Raw genomic sequence first — 14,382 nt, forward strand, 5'->3', positions numbered from 1 at the left:
TAGGGTGTCGGCATGCCGGCAGACGAGCAGCCGATCCCGTCAGTGTGGGCCCGCCCGCGCAAGGAGCGGGAGCAACCGGTGCTGAGCAGGGAGCACATCGTGGCCGAGGCGGTGCGGCTGCTGGACGAGGAGGGCGTCGACGCTCTGAGCATGCGCCGCCTCGGCAGCAGGCTGGGCGCGGGCGCGACCTCGCTCTACCGGCACGTCACCAACAAGGACGAGCTGTTCGAACTGGCCGTGGACGAGGTCTACGGTGAGTTGTCGCTGCCCGAGCTCGGCGATCCGGCCGACTGGCGGGCCGCCGTCGCGAAGGTCGCCCACGGACTGCGCGCGACCATCCTGCGCCACCCATGGGTGGCCGGCAAGCTCGGCGAGGCGGGGCTGGCGTACCTGGGGCCGAACGTGCTGCGGCGCGCCGAGCACCTGCTCGAGCTGTTCGAGGCGGCCGGCTTCCCGCTCAAGGAGGCCGGCCGGGCCGAAGGCACCGTCACCGCGTACGTGCTGGGGGTTTCCACGGCCGAGGCGGCGTGGGTGTCCATGGTGGCCCGGAGCGGGCAGAGCGCCGAGGAGTGGGCGGAGCGGCTGTGGCCGGCCGCCGAGCGGGCCGTCCAGGACTTCCCGCGGCTGCGCGCCCGCTACGCCGAGCAGCGCGAGAGCGCCCTGGCCAACGAGAACGACGAGGCCTTCGACTACGGCCTCCAGCGCATCCTCGACGGCCTGGAATCCCGCCTCCACACCATCAGCTGACCCCCGCCCGGCGCCCACGGGCTTCCGTCCACCGACCCCATCCACCAGCCCACTCATCGGCCCCGTCCTGTGGGCTCCGGCCTGCCGCGCCGTCGCTCAGGTGGCCCCCACCGCCCGCGAACGGCCAGGTCGGCGAGCACGGCCGCGCTGAGCAGGTAGTCGAGGCTCTCCATCTCCACGAGTGGCGAGCCCCTGGGCCGGTAGGCGAGCAGCAGGGGTTCTTCCGCCGAGAGAAGGTCCATGCTCCAAGCCTGGCGCGCGCAAGGATTCGCGCGGCGAATCACGCCGGAGATCTTGCGACACGGCCCGGCGCTGCGGAAGGATCACCGAATCGAATCGTTCCAAAGGAGTGAACGGGAGTTGTCACCAACCCCCACGAGCCCCCTGCCACTCCACCATGATCTGTACCTCATCGCCCACGGCCGGTCCGGCAGGACCTTGATTCCTCGGTCGTCGCTGGCGCTCGGGCTGGCCGCCGCGGCCCTGCTGGAGCTGGCCCTGGACGATCGCGTCGCGATCGCCCGGGGCAGGGTCGCGCTCTCCGGCCCGCCGGTACGCACCGGCGACACCGTGGCCGACCATCTTCTCGCGCTCATCGCCGGCGCCCCGGGGGACGTCCGATCGCCGATCGTCAAGGCGGCGGCGGACGCCTACCCCCACACCAGGGAGGCCCTGGTGGCCTCCGGAGTGATGGTGCGGACGACCAGGCGGCGGGTGGGCCTGCTGCCGTACACCCGCTACCGGCCCGCCGAGCTCGCGTCCGTCCTCCGCGCCTCCTCGGGGGTGCGCTCCGCGGTCGAGGGCTGGAAGCGGCCGGACCCGCGCTGCGCCGCGATGTGCGGGCTGATGGCCGTGCTCCGGCTGGAGGAGGAGCTCTGTCTCGACGAGTCGCGGAGCCGGCTCGCCGCCACTCTGCGCGAGCTGGGCGACACCGGCTCCCGGGAGATCACCCAGGTGGTCGGCGTGGTCCAGCTGCTGGTCGCGAAGTCGGCCATCCCCGCCTGCCGGTGATTTGTCGTGATACGTGGACGATGCCCCATAAGAGAGTTACGCTCCGCTGGCCAATACATGGGGGGTAACCATGAGCTACACGCTGTTACGCGGCACGTTCGTCATCCGGTACCCGGACCTTCCCCGGCAGGGGCCCGAGCCCGACGGCGACACCGTCAAGTTCCTGCCCGACTCTCCCGCGCTGGTCGAGGCGCTGCCGCGGCACTCGGGCCGGCCCCCGAACATCAACCGCCGCGGCGTCTCCGTACGGCTGGAGGCGATCGACGCGCTGGAGACCCACTTCGCCGAGACCCACCAGGAGCCGGCGGGGGCCCTGGCGGCCCGGGACGAGCTGCTTCGCCTGCTCGGCTTCACGAACGTGATCTTCTGGGACGACCTGCCGAACCAGATCCGCTCCGCCGGCCAGGACGCCGTCCGCGGCCACGTGCTCACCAACGGCATCGACGCGAACGGCCGGCTGATCGCGTTCGCCTACGCGGGCGACCACACGGGTGCCGACGGCTCCAGCGTGTTCATGGACGGGCCGCTGGCCGACCGCTCGGTGAACGCCGCGCTGCTGGCCGCCGGACTGGTCTACCCGGCGTTCTACGCGACGCTCCCCGCCGAGTTGCGTACGCACCTGGCCGACGTGTCGGCGGCGGCCAGGGAGAAGGCCCTGGCCGGCGGCATCTGGCCACGCTCGGTCGCCGACCCCGACGGCCCTGCCACCGTCCCGGACCTGGCCGCCGCCGAGCAGCTGGTGATGTGGCCCAAGTTGTTCCGGCGCATCGTGCCCTACCTCGCGGAGGGGTTCCCGAGCTTCGACGGCTTCGACGCCTGGCTGCGGGCCGACCCGGTGCACCGCGACGACGAGCTGTTCCTGATCGACAAGCTCGAACGAGGCAACCTGCACGACGTCGTACGGGCCTCCGGTCAGCAGCTCCAGCTGACGGTGTGGCCGGAGCGGTTCATCATCAACCCGGACCCGGCGCCGCCCGGCGCACCTGTCACCCCGCCGCTCATCGCCGCCGGGGACCTGCTGATCGTGGCGGCCCTGCCGGATCCGGTGGGGGCCGACCTCGGCGCCGAGTCCGTCACGCTGCTCAACGTCACGCCGGACACGATCGACCTGACGGGCTGGTGGCTGTCCGACGCCGGCAACGGCCGGAAGGACCTGAGCGGCGCCGTCGCCGGCGGGGCCACGCTGCGGGTGGCCCTCGACGGCGCGCTGCGGCTCGGCAACCAGGGCGACGGCATCGTCCTGGTCGATCCCGGCGGCGACACCATCGACCAGGTGACCTACAAGGCCGACCGCGTCCACGCGGGCCGGACCATCTGCTTCGGCCGCTGAGCTGGAGAACGGCGGGGAGGGCGTCATCGTGCGGACGGCCCAACCGGCGGGCCGGCACATCACGCGGCGGGCCGGAGTTAATGAGAACCGCGCCCGCTCCCGACGTTTTCGGGTGCCGGCCGAAACTTAGGGGGCGCAAATACTTCAGGAAAGCGCGGTTATCAAATAGTCTCGTCCAGCCGACATTTTGCGGGGGTATTCCGTGGAGGGGTGCAATGGTGCACGTATCGAGTTGCGGCCGCCTCTGCGAACGATGCGGCGCCCACGCCGGCGCCTTATCCCAGTGCCCGCTCTGCTTTGCCCCGCTCGAGCCCCTGCCTGAGTCGTCCCCGGACGACTGGGAGCCTGAGGAGCTGTGGCGAGGACAGGGCCGGAGACGGGCCGCGATACTGGCGAGCCTGGTGATCGCGGCTCTCGCGGTCGCCCTGGCCGCGTGGTCCGTGGCGGGCCGCCTCTCCGGCCCGGACGAGGCCGCCGAAGCGAGTCAGGGCCAGGCGCCCGCATTGGCCTACGGCGCCCCGGAGGAAGAGGCGGGCGGCATCGAGCCGTCGGAGGACCCGGACACCGGCGAAGCCGTCTTGGCCGCCGAGCAGGCCGGGAGGATGAACGAGTTGCTGGCCAGCAGCAGTTCTTCCCGCGCCGACCTGCCGGAGGCCATCGACCGCACGATCAAGTGTGAGCAGGGCGGACTGGACGCGATCGAGGGGATCACCGCCAGCCGCCGCGACCAGCTCGCCTCCGCGCGCGGCCTCGACGTCGACGCCCTGCCCGGCGGTGCCGACCTGAAGGACGCTCTGGTGGACGCGCTCGACGCCTCCTTCGACGCCGACGCCGCGCTCTTGTCCTGGGCCCGCCGCCACGTCGGCGACTGCGGCGGATCGGTGAGTGAGGACCGCGACTACAAGCGCGGCCTGGCCATATCGCGGGACGCGCGGAAAGCGAAGGCGCGTTTCGCGGAGGCATGGCGCCCCATCGCGGAAACCCACGACCTGACAGCGTGGAAACCTAGCCAGTTTTGACTAGTCCGGCATTTACCGCGTGCGTAAAAGTCTCACAACGAGGGTGTCACAGGTCGTGCGCGCGCGGACAATTCCGGTTCGCCGCATCTCCTCACCCCCTATCCAAGCGCGGCGTAACGTCGGAGACTGGGCGTCCCGACCGATCAGCGACGCGAAGGAGTACGCGATGTTATTCATACCGCGGTTCATGCCACGCTCGATGCTCAGGCTCGCGGCGGGGGCGGCGGCGGGGTACGTGCTCGCCGTGCGCCCGTGGCATCTGCGCTGGGGCGCCGCGGACGCGGAGGTCTACGGCGAGATGGCCGGCGACGACCTCGTCCTCCATCCGCAGTACCAGGCGACCCGCGCGATCACCGTCGACGCGCCGCCGGCGGCTGTCTGGCCCTGGCTGGTTCAACTGGGCGGCTACGCCCCGGGTGCCCCTCCCGCCGCCACCGCCCAGCCCGGCGACGGCGCCCCGGAGGGCGCCGCGGCCGAGCAGCAGGGGCTGAAGGTCGGCGACACCGTGCATTCCGCGCCCGACGGCTCCGGGTTCGTCGTGGAGCAGGTCGACGCGCCGCACACGCTCGTGCTGGCCCATCGCGGCCAGGACGCCGCCACAACCTGCTCCATCTCCCTGCGCGAGGTCGAGGACGGCAGGACCAGGATGGTGTTCCGCGTCCGGATCCGGGCCGAGCCCGGCCTGCGCGGCACCGCCTACCTCGCCCGAATGGACCTGTCCGACTTCGTGACGATGCGCAGGCAGATGCTGACCGTCAAGTCGCGGGCCGAGTCCACGCGCTGAGCCGGTATCACGCGGCGCCGCCCCGCTCCGACGCGGGACGGCGCCGCGTGGTGTTGACGGGAGACCTTACAAGCATTTAACGTTCCGGCGATCAGGCGAAACATATCGCCCTATTTCCGAAAGCTTTCGGAGGCGCCATGCTACGAGCAGTTGTCGCGATGACCCTGCTGGGCCTCCCGGCGGTGAACCCGGCGCAACCGGCGGACCCACCGGCCATCACCGTGAACGAGCGTGTCAAGCACCAGGAGATCGACGGCTTCGGCATCTCGCAGGCCTTCCGCCGCAACGAGCTGCTCAAGGCGCTGTCGGAGACCCAGCAACGCGAGATCCTCGACCTGTGGTTCGACAGGGAGAAGGGGGCCGGGATGAGCATCCTGCGCCTCGGCATCGGCTCCTCCCCGGCCGGTAGCCCGTACGACCACATGGTGTCGATCCAGCCGGAGAACCCCGGCGGCCCGGACGCGCCGCCCAAGTACGTATGGGACGGCGACGACAACAGCCAGGTGTGGGTGGCCAAGGAGGCCAAGGCGTACGGCGTGAAACGCTTCTTCGCCGACGCATGGAGCGCGCCCGGCTACATGAAGGACAACGGCGACGACAAGAACGGCGGCCAGTTGCTGCCCGAGTGGCAGCGAGCCTACGCGAACTACCTGGTGGCGTACACGAAGTTCTACGCCAAGGAAGGTATCAAGATAACCGACCTCGGGTTCACGAACGAGCCCGACTGGACGGCCACGTACGCCTCCATGCGCTTCACCCCCGAGCAGGCCGCCCAGTTCGTCAAGGTGCTCGGCCCGATCGCCAGGAACGTGAAGCTGGTGTGCTGTGACTCGTTCGGCTGGGACCAGGCCAAGGCGTACACGGCGGCCATCGAGGCCGACCCCGAGGCCCGCCGCTGGGTGAAGACCCACACCGGCCACACGTACGCCAGCCCGGTGAACGGCCCGTTGCCGACGTCCAGGAACACCTGGATGTCGGAGTGGAACCCCAACGGCAACACCTGGAACACGGCCTGGGACGACGGCAGCGGCTACGACGGTCTCACGATCGCCCAGGCGATCCACGACGCGCTCACGGTGGGCAACGTCAGCGCCTACGTCTACTGGCTGGGCGCCTCCCGCGGCTCGACCAGGGCGTTCATGCAGATCGACGACACCGCGAAGACGTACAGCGTGTCGAAGCGGCTGTGGGCGATGGCGGCCTACAGCAGGTTCATCCGGCCGGGCGCGGTCCGGTTGGAGGCGTCGGCGGCGGATCCGGCGCTGAAGGTCTCGGCGTTCCGCAACCCGGACGGGTCGCGGGTGATCGAGGTGCTCAACACGGGCACCGCGCCGGTCACGTGGAAGGGCGTGAACGGCAGGGCGACCGCCTACGTGACGAACACCGGCAACTCGCTCACCCCGTCCGCGGTCGCCGGCCGCACGGTGACGCTTCAGCCGCGGGCGCTCACCACCATCGTCGTCCGCTGATCGGCGGCGAGAGCCCGGACCGGGCTCTCGCCGCTGTCGATCGTGGCGATGCCGCCAGTATCGCTAGTTGGTTGAGTTGGGCCATGAACTCCTTCGGCCCGTCCGCTTCCTCCACGGTTCTAGGCTTCAGACCACGAGACCCGGGTTTTCGGGCGATTCCCAGGAGGTCAGCTGCCGCTCAGGATCGGTTCCTCCTGCGCGCATTGGCTGATCAGTTCGGCGAGGGCTTGCCGTGGGGCCTGCCATGGGATGAACGGCCTCACGTGCGCTGCCTTAGTGCAGGTCAGTCCTCTTTGCTGGTTGCGGGTCCGGTTCCTGTTCGCCGGGTGTGGCGGTGTCTTCGGGTGGGGTTCGGGGCGGTCGTGGACTCGCCGCCAGAGCCCACAGGGCAAGGTCATCGGGATCGGACATCTCATCCGCTGCGTCATCCAGCATTCACCCGCGGCGCCTACGCAGCGGTGTTCCCGCCAGGCGGGTGGACCCGACTCGGCTCGGCGATGCGTGCTCCGACGAGCCGCATCCACTGGGCGGTATCGGAAACCTCACCACGCTGGTACGGCAACATCGAGGGCGCAGTGCGGTCCGGAGAGGCCACAGCGGACGCGGTGGCACAGGCTCTCCGCACCGAACCGGCAGCCGGTCGACCCTCCTCAGCCATGTGATCACGAGACACGGCCGGTCAGCGACGTCGCAGATCCACGTGATCAGAGATACCGGCCCACGACGTGGGCGATGCGGCCGTCCCGGATCAGGAAGCTGTAGGTGAAGCGTTCCCGGCCGCCGCTTCCGGTGTCGAAGGTGAAGGTCACGGTCAGGCGATCGCCCTCGGCGCGACGTGCCGTCTCCTGGTAGCGGCCGCCCGCGTCGGCGACGTCCGGTTCGAGGAAGTCGTCGACGATCTCCTCACCCGCGAAGACCGTACCCGCCCGATCGAAGCTCGCATCCGGGGCGAAGAGGTCGCGCAGGGCGGCGACGTCGCCGTCGTTCGCCGCCTGGATGAACCTGTCGACCACCGTCCCAGCCTGCTCGCTCACGGTGCCGGTGGCTGCCGGTCTGCTCATCGCGGAGGAGGGCTGGGCGGTGTCCTGACCGCCGCACCCGGCGGCCAGGACACCGATGACCACCAGGAGAGCGACAAGGGCCGGTCTCACCCGAGCCGGTCCGGGATCGGTGCCAGCGCGTAGTTGGCCCAGACGAAGGCGTCCATCTGGTGCTGGTCACCGGAGAGGTTGACCACCCGGTCGACCTTGCCGGCGGCGTTGAAATGCCAGACCAGCGCCCACAAGGTGTCGACCTTCCCGCTGCCCTGTGTAGTCCAGCCGCGGTGAATGTCCACGACGTGCTCCTGATCGGCCTCCAGGAAGATCGGCTCGGCCTGGAAGCCGGCCTTGCCGAGCTGAGCGAGGAAGGCGGCCACCTCCTCCACACCCCGCTTGACGCCCGACAGGGGGTGATGGCCGGGGATGACCCATTCGATCTCGTCGGACAGCACTGCCCGCATGCCGTCGAGGTCGTGGGCAGCGTAGGCGGTGAAGAACCGCTCAATGGCTTCGATCTTGGAGTCAGGCTGGTTCGGACGGTCCATGCAGCACAGGATGTCGGTTCACGTAACAGGCACAGCAGAGGGAAAGGTTGCACATCCGGTTGCATTTTCCTGCAGATGACCCGGGGGATGGCAACCCGCGCGGCGGGATATCCGCCCCTGATTCGGCTGCGGGCCTTGCGACATAGGATGCACCTTTGACCGTCCCGCACAGCACGTGATGGTCGCGTCCGTACGAGAGCCGAGGTGATGATGAGCCTGGCCAGCCTGGGGCTGACCACCGAGCAGGAACGCGTCTATCGCTACCTGCTGCGCAATCCGCGCGCCGACCTGGACGCGGCCGGCATCGAGCCGGTCAGGTGCGACGTGCGCTCTGTGGTCGCCGAGCTGCGGGCGCTGGGCCTCGTGGACGAAACGCTGACTGCGGTCACCCCGGCGGCCGCCGTCGACCTGCTCGTGCGGCGACGGGTGGAGCAGACTCAGCGCCAGCTCACCGAACTCACCCTGGCCTGGGACGTGCTCAAGGAACTGACCGAGGAGCACCGCAGCGGCCGCCTCGTGCAAATGGTCGAACACATTCCGAACGGGTCGGATGTCACCCGGCGCATTCGCGCGCTCCTGGCTGACGACCCCTGCGAGTTCATGCATCTGAAGGTCCGCGCGCTGAACGCCGCGACCGACCTCGACGACAAGCCTCTCGACCAGCTGCTGGCCCGCGGGTTGCGCAGCCGCACGCTGTTCTCGGCACGCGCGCTGGACGACCCCGAACAGGAGCCGTACGCGCGGCACTGGCATGCCCGGGGAGACCTGCACCGGGTCACGTCCGAGCCGGTCAAGCACCTGGCCGTTGTCAATCGCTCGGCCGCCTTCATCCAAGCCGATCCCGCCGCCCCGACGGCGGGCGCGCTGCAGATCCGCCAGCCCGGCGTGGTGGCGATGATGGCGGACGTCTTCGACGGTATGTGGGCACGCGCCCGCGATCTGGGCGACCTGCCGCTGTCCCCCATCGAACAACGCGTCCTGCACGCACTGACCTGCCACGACACCGACGAGTCGGCGGCCCGTTCGATCAACGTGTCGGTCCGCAAGTTCCGCGCCCACGTCGCCGACCTGATGGCCCGCCTCGGCGCGAGCACCCGCTTTCAGGCCGCCCTGCTCGCCAAGGAACGCGGCTGGCTGTGACACCTCACAGGCCGCCCTCCGGCGCCGCGCCGTTGTCCATTCGAGCGATCGTCTGGCTGTCCTATCACCAACTGCAGATCCGAGACGCGAACGAGCCGGGGTCCTGAGTTTCCGGAACACTTCGGCAACGGCTTGATCACAGTGGCAGATGAGCCGGATGGCGTGACGATTCTCACGGGCATCGCCAGCGGCGCCGTCGACGTCACAGTGCAGCCAGCCCATGATCGATTTCACGCGGGGGTGCACCCCTCAGCACGGCGCGGACGGCAGGTCCGCGCGCCGTCTCGCTCTCCGGCCGGCGTAGAGGCCGGGCACCGAGTAGGGGAAGTAGGCGCCGAAGCCGAGGGCGGTGATGAGGCGCTCGGTCGCACAGTCCCGCATCAGGATCTCTCTGGTGGCGACATGCCGGTGGTCAGCCAGGTGGCGACGTTCGCCACGACCTCCGGGTCCATGTGCTGGGCCTGCTCGTACTCCGACGGCTTGGACGGGCCGGTGCCGGGGAAGAAGAGGTGGTTGTCGGCGTCGTGGACACGGATCGTCACATCGGGACGGTCGGCGAGGCTGGCCCGCCATCGGGCGAGGTCGTCGGCGACGGTGGCCTGGTAATCCCGGCCGCCCTGCAGGATGAGCATCGGCTTGCTCAGTTTCGCGGCGGCTGCGGCCGGGTCGTAGCCGCGTAGGCTCAGCCAGTACCCAGCCGGCACGCCGAAGGGCAGGTCGCCGGCCGGGGTGGCCGGGGACAGGTCAGGGCTGTCCACCGTCTGGGCCTGTCTGGACATCGTGTCGATGATCGGCTGGGACGCGGCGGCGGTATCGGGGTCGAGGGAGGCCAGGTAGCGGAGCTGGCGGACGGCGGCCCAATGCAGTGGCTGCGCCCCGCCGGTGAGGATGACCAGCCCGGCGACGGCCGGTTCAGCCGCGGCGACGCGCGGGGCGAGGGTGCCGCCGAGGCTGTGGCCGAGCACGAACACCCGCGCCGGGTCGACAGCTCGGTGCTCGCGGAGCAGGTGCACGGCGGCGACCGCGTGGTGCACGTAGTCGTCGTCGACGGTGAAGTCGGCGTTGCGGGCGAACGGATCGCCGTGGACGTAGGAGATCTTGTCGAACCGCGCCACCGCGACACCCCGGCTGGCCAGTCCCCAGGCGAGGTCCTTGAACGGCTTGTTGCGCCCGATCGTCGAGTCACGGTCCAGCGGTCCCGACCCGGGCAGCAGCACGACCGCCGGGTGCCGGCCAGGGACGTCGGGCATGGTCACGGTGCCGGGCACCATGAACCGGCCGGCTCCGACCGTCGCGTCCTGCTCGCGGAAGACGCGGGGGTCGGCGTAGTCGGGTGGCTGCCACGGCTGCGCGGGCTGCGCCGCCTCGGCTGGGCCCAGTTGAATGCCGGTCAGCCAGCCCGCGTCACTGACCGCCACCACTACGGTCGCCTCGCCATGCTCGGACGTTACCGGGATCTTCACCAGGGTGACGTCCGCCCCTACCCCGGCCGGCTCGCTGAGCGGGGCTCCGCCCGCGGTGACCGCGCCGTGCTGACCCAACGCGGCGGTCCAGGCGGCCTGCAGGGACTCGGGCGTCACCATGGTGCGCAGGTTCGGCGCGAACATGTCGCGTATCTCCGCGAACCTGCCGGCCCGGGCCAGGTCGAGCACGGTCATGCCTACGGCGGCGGCAGGAGTGGTCGGCATCGTGAGGCCCTCCGCTTCGGGGTCGTTTTCCTGCGGTTGCTGGAGCTTGTCATGGAGGCTGGGGCCCTGATTGTGGCGGTCGCCGCCCGATGACGGTGTCGTGATCACTCAGCGGTCGGGCCCATGAAACGGACCTCGGGAAACCACGGTGAGGGCCACTTCAGCAAGGGACTGTGCCGGTTGCGCAGGTGCCGGTCGAAGAACGCGGCCACGTACGTGCGCGTGATCTCCACGGACCGCGCGCCGGGCAACGCCCACCCGGTCACGCCGAGCCACTCGCCCACGAAGGGCGCGTCGCTGTATGACCGGTGCTCCATCAGCGGCACGTCCAGCCACTGGCGCCAGCCGGTCAGGTGGTCCCAGGCGGCGTTCCAGTCGATGTGCACGTTCGGATCGAAATGGGCGGACAGCATGAGGAACGGGCGGTCCAGGTCGCGGTCGAGCGCCTGCTGGAACCCTCCGTCCAGATTGACCCCGGCGTCCACCCGCCGGTCGGTGAGCATGGTCCCCGCGGCGGCGGCCCCGCCCATCGAATGACCGACGACTCCGATCCGGTCGTGGTCGATCATTCGCCCGTACGTCGCGTGAGCGAGCAGGCGGTCGAGCACGAACGAGTTGTCCCGCGCCCGGTTGGCGACGATCTCCTTGCCGTCCCTGTGCTCTCGTTCACACAGCAGGCACCCGGTCACCCGGCCGTCGGGGAAGGTGACTCCCGACCCCTCGTACGTGTGATCCACGCCGACCACGACGTATCCCCGGCTGGCCAGGTCCTCGGCCAGGGTCGTGAGCATCCAGCGGGGGTCGCTGAAGCCCGGGGAGACCACGACCAGCGGCAGCCTGCGGTCGCTGCGCAACGGCGGCGCGCCGGCCCGCGCGTGCGGGCGAACCCTGGTCAGGATGTCCGAGGGCACGCCGATGACTCCCACCGATTCCAACATCAGCCGGGATTCCTCGGCCGTCGCGTACGGCACGCGCTTGCCGCGCTCCGCCGCGGCCGGGTACCAGACCGAGACCATGAGCTCCCGTGGCCCGGTCGGCACCCATGGGTCCATCCGGCTCTGGTCGACCAGGTGCAACACCTCCCGGCCGACCGGATGCGACCCCGTCGGCTTCGGCAGCACGAGCACGTCGCCGGCTTCCGGCAGTGCTAAGGCCTTCTTCTCTGGCGCAGGCACGGCGTTGGCGGGGGCCGCCAGAAGCACGGCCGCCGCCAAGCCCGCGGCGGCCGCGGTGATGCTGCGCACCGCTCTCTTCATGTGTTCCTCCTTCAGTACCTGGGCAGGGCCCGACCTGACCCCACGCCGCGTGGCCGCTTCCCGCCAACGCTATGAGCGGCATCGGCCCGGGCCATCGGCCGCAGGAACAGGCTTTTGTCTGCCCTTCCCGGCGCGGGTACTGGGGGCGTGTGCGACTTCCGCCGTACCCCCGGGTCAGCCTTGCGACCGATCCGACGTCCCTCGCACACTCTGTGGCGCATCTCGCCTTACGGGCCGCCGGAACTCGCCGGCACCTCCCCCGACGTCGAGGTGCGCCTGCGCGAGACGATCGTCAAGTTGAAGAAGACGATCGCGAACAAGAGCAAGTGACTCGCCCAGATCCGGGAAGACGTTCCCGCGCCGGTCCGGGCCGTCCACCAGCTCACCCTGGAGAACCAGGAACCGCGAGCCCAGCTGGACCTACCCGAACCGAACGTCACTCCGCTCCACCGTCAGCGCTGAGAGGGTGTCAGTAATGATCGCGGCCGGCTGTCGGCGTAGCCGGCGCTGGGTGGGCTTGATCTGGCCGATCCCCGGTGCTTTCGGCTAATGGTGCGACTGCCGGCCACCGCGTACCAAGTCCGTGACGGTGGCAGCCTGGGCGTGACCTGCGCGGGCGGCAGGTGCGCGGCGGGAGGGGTCTAGCACGCCGATGCCGATCGCCTTTCTGGTGGCCTCGTCCGGTGTGACGCCACCGCCTGAGCGGCGGCGAGCCTGGAGCGCTGCTGCTCGACAGTCTCCACCGGGCCGCCGGCGCGCGTCACCGGTGCGGAGAGGTCGACGCCATGCTCGTCCAGACCGGCCGGCATGCCCAGTTCCCAGGCGATCCCCGTGAGACCGCCTTCGCCAAGCACCAATGCCCGCCGCATGCCCCCATCCTTCATGACTGATGCGGGGCTGATCGTCTCTGCACGTCTACTTGTACGTGGCTCTGCAGTTCGGGTCCAGGACTGGCGGAGTCGCGTAATCAACTGCCGCGTGTTCGTCCGGTCGTCGGGTGTAGATGTGACCGACAGTGATCGCAACGGAGGCTCGGCTGTGATGAGGCATTCTGGAGTCATGACTGACGATCAGGTGGCCGCTGCTGTCCGTGCATTGATCAACCGGTACGACCCCGAAGGTCTGTTGGGCATGGGGGCTCCTGAAGACGAGTACGACTCCGAGGTGGGTGATCTCGCTGCCCTCGTGTGCGGTGAGGAAGAGATCACCGCCCACGCTGTCGGTTCCATCTGGAACCGATGGTTCAACGATGTCTCAGATTGGTGCACCCGGCAGCCGGAGCAGGTCAGTGAGATCGCGGACGCGCTGGAGAGACTTCGTGGCCGACGACAGCGCTCGGATCTTCCCTGATCGCAGTATTCAACGATCGTCAGTTCGGCGAGCTGGCCTGGGTAGTGGTGACCGTGCGTGGTCGCCGGGGGCGTAGCGGCTGTAGGTGGTTCCGGTTTCGGCGGCGAGCTTGGCTGTGACGAGGAAGACTGTTCCCTGTCACGTCTCCGATGCCCGTACTGTGCCGCTGACCTGGACGAACACCGATACCGTGTACGTCCTGGCAGCCTCCGCAACGACAGGCCGATACCCTCGCACCGGATGACCGGGTCCCTGCCAGTACCAGACCCCATGCTGGCGAGGTAGCCGGGGCAGGCAGTCGGCGTGCGAAACGGAGTGATCAGTATTGGACGTTTGTCATCGTGTACCACGTCGGAGCGAATACCAGCAGGGCCAGTGCGCCGAGGACCGCGATCGACTTGAGTGCTCGTGAGGTGGTGATGATCGCGGGTGCGATGGGCCTCAGCTTCCATCGTCCAACCGCGATGAACGCCGCGACGCCTCCCAGCAAGAGATTCGCAGGCACCAACTCGTATTCGCTGCGCATGACATGAAAACCAGCCGCGAGAATCATCGTCAGCGTCAGGCCGGCGGCGGCGAGCGGCGTCAGCTTCGGCTTAACCCCCGTCATCGCCGGCAGGATCAGGCCGACGCCGCCAAGTACCTCACAGACCCCGACGAAGACGATCAGGGGCTGCGGCACCGCGGCGTACCAAGCCACGGCCCGGGGCGCTGCCGCATACAGAACTTCGTCGTACAACAGCACCTTGCCGAAACCGCTGCCGGCAAAGAAGAAGCCGAACAACACTTGAAGTGTCCAAAGTGCACCGTTGAGCGTGAACCTCGTTCCGCGCCCCTTGGGCTGCTGATCAATGTCCTTGACGCCGAGTTGGTTGTCGCTGACCTGCCGGTTCATATCCTGTCACTACCTTTCAGATCGGGTTGGCCGGGTTCTGTTTGTTCCTGCGTCAGCACAGCCACCGTGATGTGATCCGCTGTATGAGCGGCGGCGTCTTCGTCGCCG

The 14,382-nt window shown here is 69.4% G+C and carries 18 protein-coding genes; 10 read left to right on the top strand and 8 right to left on the bottom strand.

Annotated features, from left to right (window positions below; genetic code table 11):
- Window positions 1-12 precede the first annotated feature (12 nt).
- A complete protein-coding gene (locus ACIBX3_RS14105) occupies window positions 13-747 on the top strand; it encodes a TetR/AcrR family transcriptional regulator (RefSeq protein ID WP_397116720.1) in 735 nt (244 codons plus the stop codon).
- 53 nt (window positions 748-800) lie between these two features.
- Here ACIBX3_RS14105 and ACIBX3_RS14110 read toward each other — a convergent pair whose 3' ends face one another.
- Window positions 801-989 carry a hypothetical protein gene (locus ACIBX3_RS14110; RefSeq protein ID WP_397116722.1) on the bottom strand — a complete coding sequence of 63 codons (189 nt, stop codon included), beginning with the start codon at window positions 987-989 and terminating at the stop codon, window positions 801-803.
- Between the two features lie 118 nt (window positions 990-1,107).
- On the opposite strand from ACIBX3_RS14110, the gene ACIBX3_RS14115 reads away from it, so the two are divergent.
- The 6 genes from ACIBX3_RS14115 (at window position 1,108) to ACIBX3_RS14140 (ending at window position 7,022) form a co-directional block, all read left to right on the top strand.
- Complete coding sequence (locus tag ACIBX3_RS14115; RefSeq protein WP_397116724.1) at window positions 1,108-1,758, top strand: GPP34 family phosphoprotein; 651 nt, start codon at window positions 1,108-1,110, stop codon at window positions 1,756-1,758.
- 70 nt (window positions 1,759-1,828) lie between these two features.
- A complete protein-coding gene (locus ACIBX3_RS14120) occupies window positions 1,829-3,088 on the top strand; it encodes a lamin tail domain-containing protein (RefSeq protein ID WP_397116726.1) in 1,260 nt (419 codons plus the stop codon).
- A gap of 401 nt (window positions 3,089-3,489) precedes the next feature.
- Window positions 3,490-4,107, top strand: a complete 618-nt coding sequence (locus tag ACIBX3_RS14125; RefSeq protein WP_397116728.1) for a hypothetical protein — start codon at window positions 3,490-3,492, stop codon at window positions 4,105-4,107.
- Window positions 4,108-4,273: 166 nt separating this feature from the next.
- Window positions 4,274-4,891 (top strand): hypothetical protein, encoded by a 618-nt coding sequence (locus tag ACIBX3_RS14130; protein ID WP_397116730.1) that lies wholly within the window; start codon window positions 4,274-4,276, stop codon window positions 4,889-4,891.
- Window positions 4,892-5,028: 137 nt separating this feature from the next.
- Entirely contained in the window at window positions 5,029-6,360 is a 1,332-nt protein-coding gene (locus ACIBX3_RS14135) for a glycoside hydrolase (protein ID WP_397116732.1), read from the top strand.
- Window positions 6,361-6,443: 83 nt separating this feature from the next.
- Window positions 6,444-7,022, top strand: a complete 579-nt coding sequence (locus tag ACIBX3_RS14140) for an FAD-dependent oxidoreductase (protein ID WP_397116734.1) — start codon at window positions 6,444-6,446, stop codon at window positions 7,020-7,022.
- Between the two features lie 42 nt (window positions 7,023-7,064).
- Here the strand turns inward: ACIBX3_RS14140 and ACIBX3_RS14145 are convergent, their stop codons facing one another.
- A complete protein-coding gene (locus tag ACIBX3_RS14145) occupies window positions 7,065-7,511 on the bottom strand; it encodes a nuclear transport factor 2 family protein (protein ID WP_397116736.1) in 447 nt (148 codons plus the stop codon).
- Complete coding sequence (locus ACIBX3_RS14150) at window positions 7,508-7,945, bottom strand: nuclear transport factor 2 family protein (protein ID WP_397116738.1); 438 nt, start codon at window positions 7,943-7,945, stop codon at window positions 7,508-7,510. The genes ACIBX3_RS14145 and ACIBX3_RS14150 overlap by 4 nt, the downstream gene beginning before the upstream one ends.
- 210 nt (window positions 7,946-8,155) lie before the next feature.
- Between ACIBX3_RS14150 and ACIBX3_RS14155 the strand changes: the two genes are divergently transcribed.
- Window positions 8,156-9,085 carry a hypothetical protein gene (locus tag ACIBX3_RS14155; RefSeq protein ID WP_397116740.1) on the top strand — a complete coding sequence of 310 codons (930 nt, stop codon included), beginning with the start codon at window positions 8,156-8,158 and terminating at the stop codon, window positions 9,083-9,085.
- Window positions 9,086-9,334: 249 nt separating this feature from the next.
- On the opposite strand, the gene ACIBX3_RS14160 is transcribed toward ACIBX3_RS14155, so the two are convergent.
- From ACIBX3_RS14160 to ACIBX3_RS14170, 3 genes are all read right to left on the bottom strand, one after another.
- Complete coding sequence (locus ACIBX3_RS14160) at window positions 9,335-9,466, bottom strand: hypothetical protein (RefSeq protein WP_397116742.1); 132 nt, start codon at window positions 9,464-9,466, stop codon at window positions 9,335-9,337.
- Complete coding sequence (locus tag ACIBX3_RS14165; RefSeq protein ID WP_397116744.1) at window positions 9,466-10,773, bottom strand: alpha/beta fold hydrolase; 1,308 nt, start codon at window positions 10,771-10,773, stop codon at window positions 9,466-9,468. The genes ACIBX3_RS14160 and ACIBX3_RS14165 overlap by 1 nt, the downstream gene beginning before the upstream one ends.
- Window positions 10,774-10,877: 104 nt before the next feature.
- On the bottom strand, window positions 10,878-12,029 hold the full coding sequence (locus ACIBX3_RS14170; RefSeq protein WP_397116746.1) for an alpha/beta hydrolase family protein: 1,152 nt from the start codon (window positions 12,027-12,029) through the stop codon (window positions 10,878-10,880).
- Between the two features lie 180 nt (window positions 12,030-12,209).
- On the opposite strand from ACIBX3_RS14170, the gene ACIBX3_RS14175 reads away from it, so the two are divergent.
- Window positions 12,210-12,359 (top strand): hypothetical protein, encoded by a 150-nt coding sequence (locus ACIBX3_RS14175; RefSeq protein ID WP_397116748.1) that lies wholly within the window; start codon window positions 12,210-12,212, stop codon window positions 12,357-12,359.
- A gap of 311 nt (window positions 12,360-12,670) precedes the next feature.
- On the opposite strand, the gene ACIBX3_RS14180 is transcribed toward ACIBX3_RS14175, so the two are convergent.
- Entirely contained in the window at window positions 12,671-12,898 is a 228-nt protein-coding gene (locus ACIBX3_RS14180) for a hypothetical protein (RefSeq protein ID WP_397116750.1), read from the bottom strand.
- A 190-nt stretch (window positions 12,899-13,088) separates the two neighbouring features.
- Between ACIBX3_RS14180 and ACIBX3_RS14185 the strand changes: the two genes are divergently transcribed.
- Entirely contained in the window at window positions 13,089-13,379 is a 291-nt protein-coding gene (locus ACIBX3_RS14185) for a hypothetical protein (RefSeq protein ID WP_397116752.1), read from the top strand.
- A gap of 319 nt (window positions 13,380-13,698) precedes the next feature.
- On the opposite strand, the gene ACIBX3_RS14190 is transcribed toward ACIBX3_RS14185, so the two are convergent.
- Complete coding sequence (locus tag ACIBX3_RS14190; RefSeq protein WP_397116754.1) at window positions 13,699-14,274, bottom strand: DoxX family protein; 576 nt, start codon at window positions 14,272-14,274, stop codon at window positions 13,699-13,701.
- Window positions 14,275-14,382: the final 108 nt, after the last annotated feature.

This window comes from Nonomuraea sp. NPDC049480 (genome assembly GCF_044465905.1).
Lineage (GTDB): Bacteria > Actinomycetota > Actinomycetes > Streptosporangiales > Streptosporangiaceae > Nonomuraea.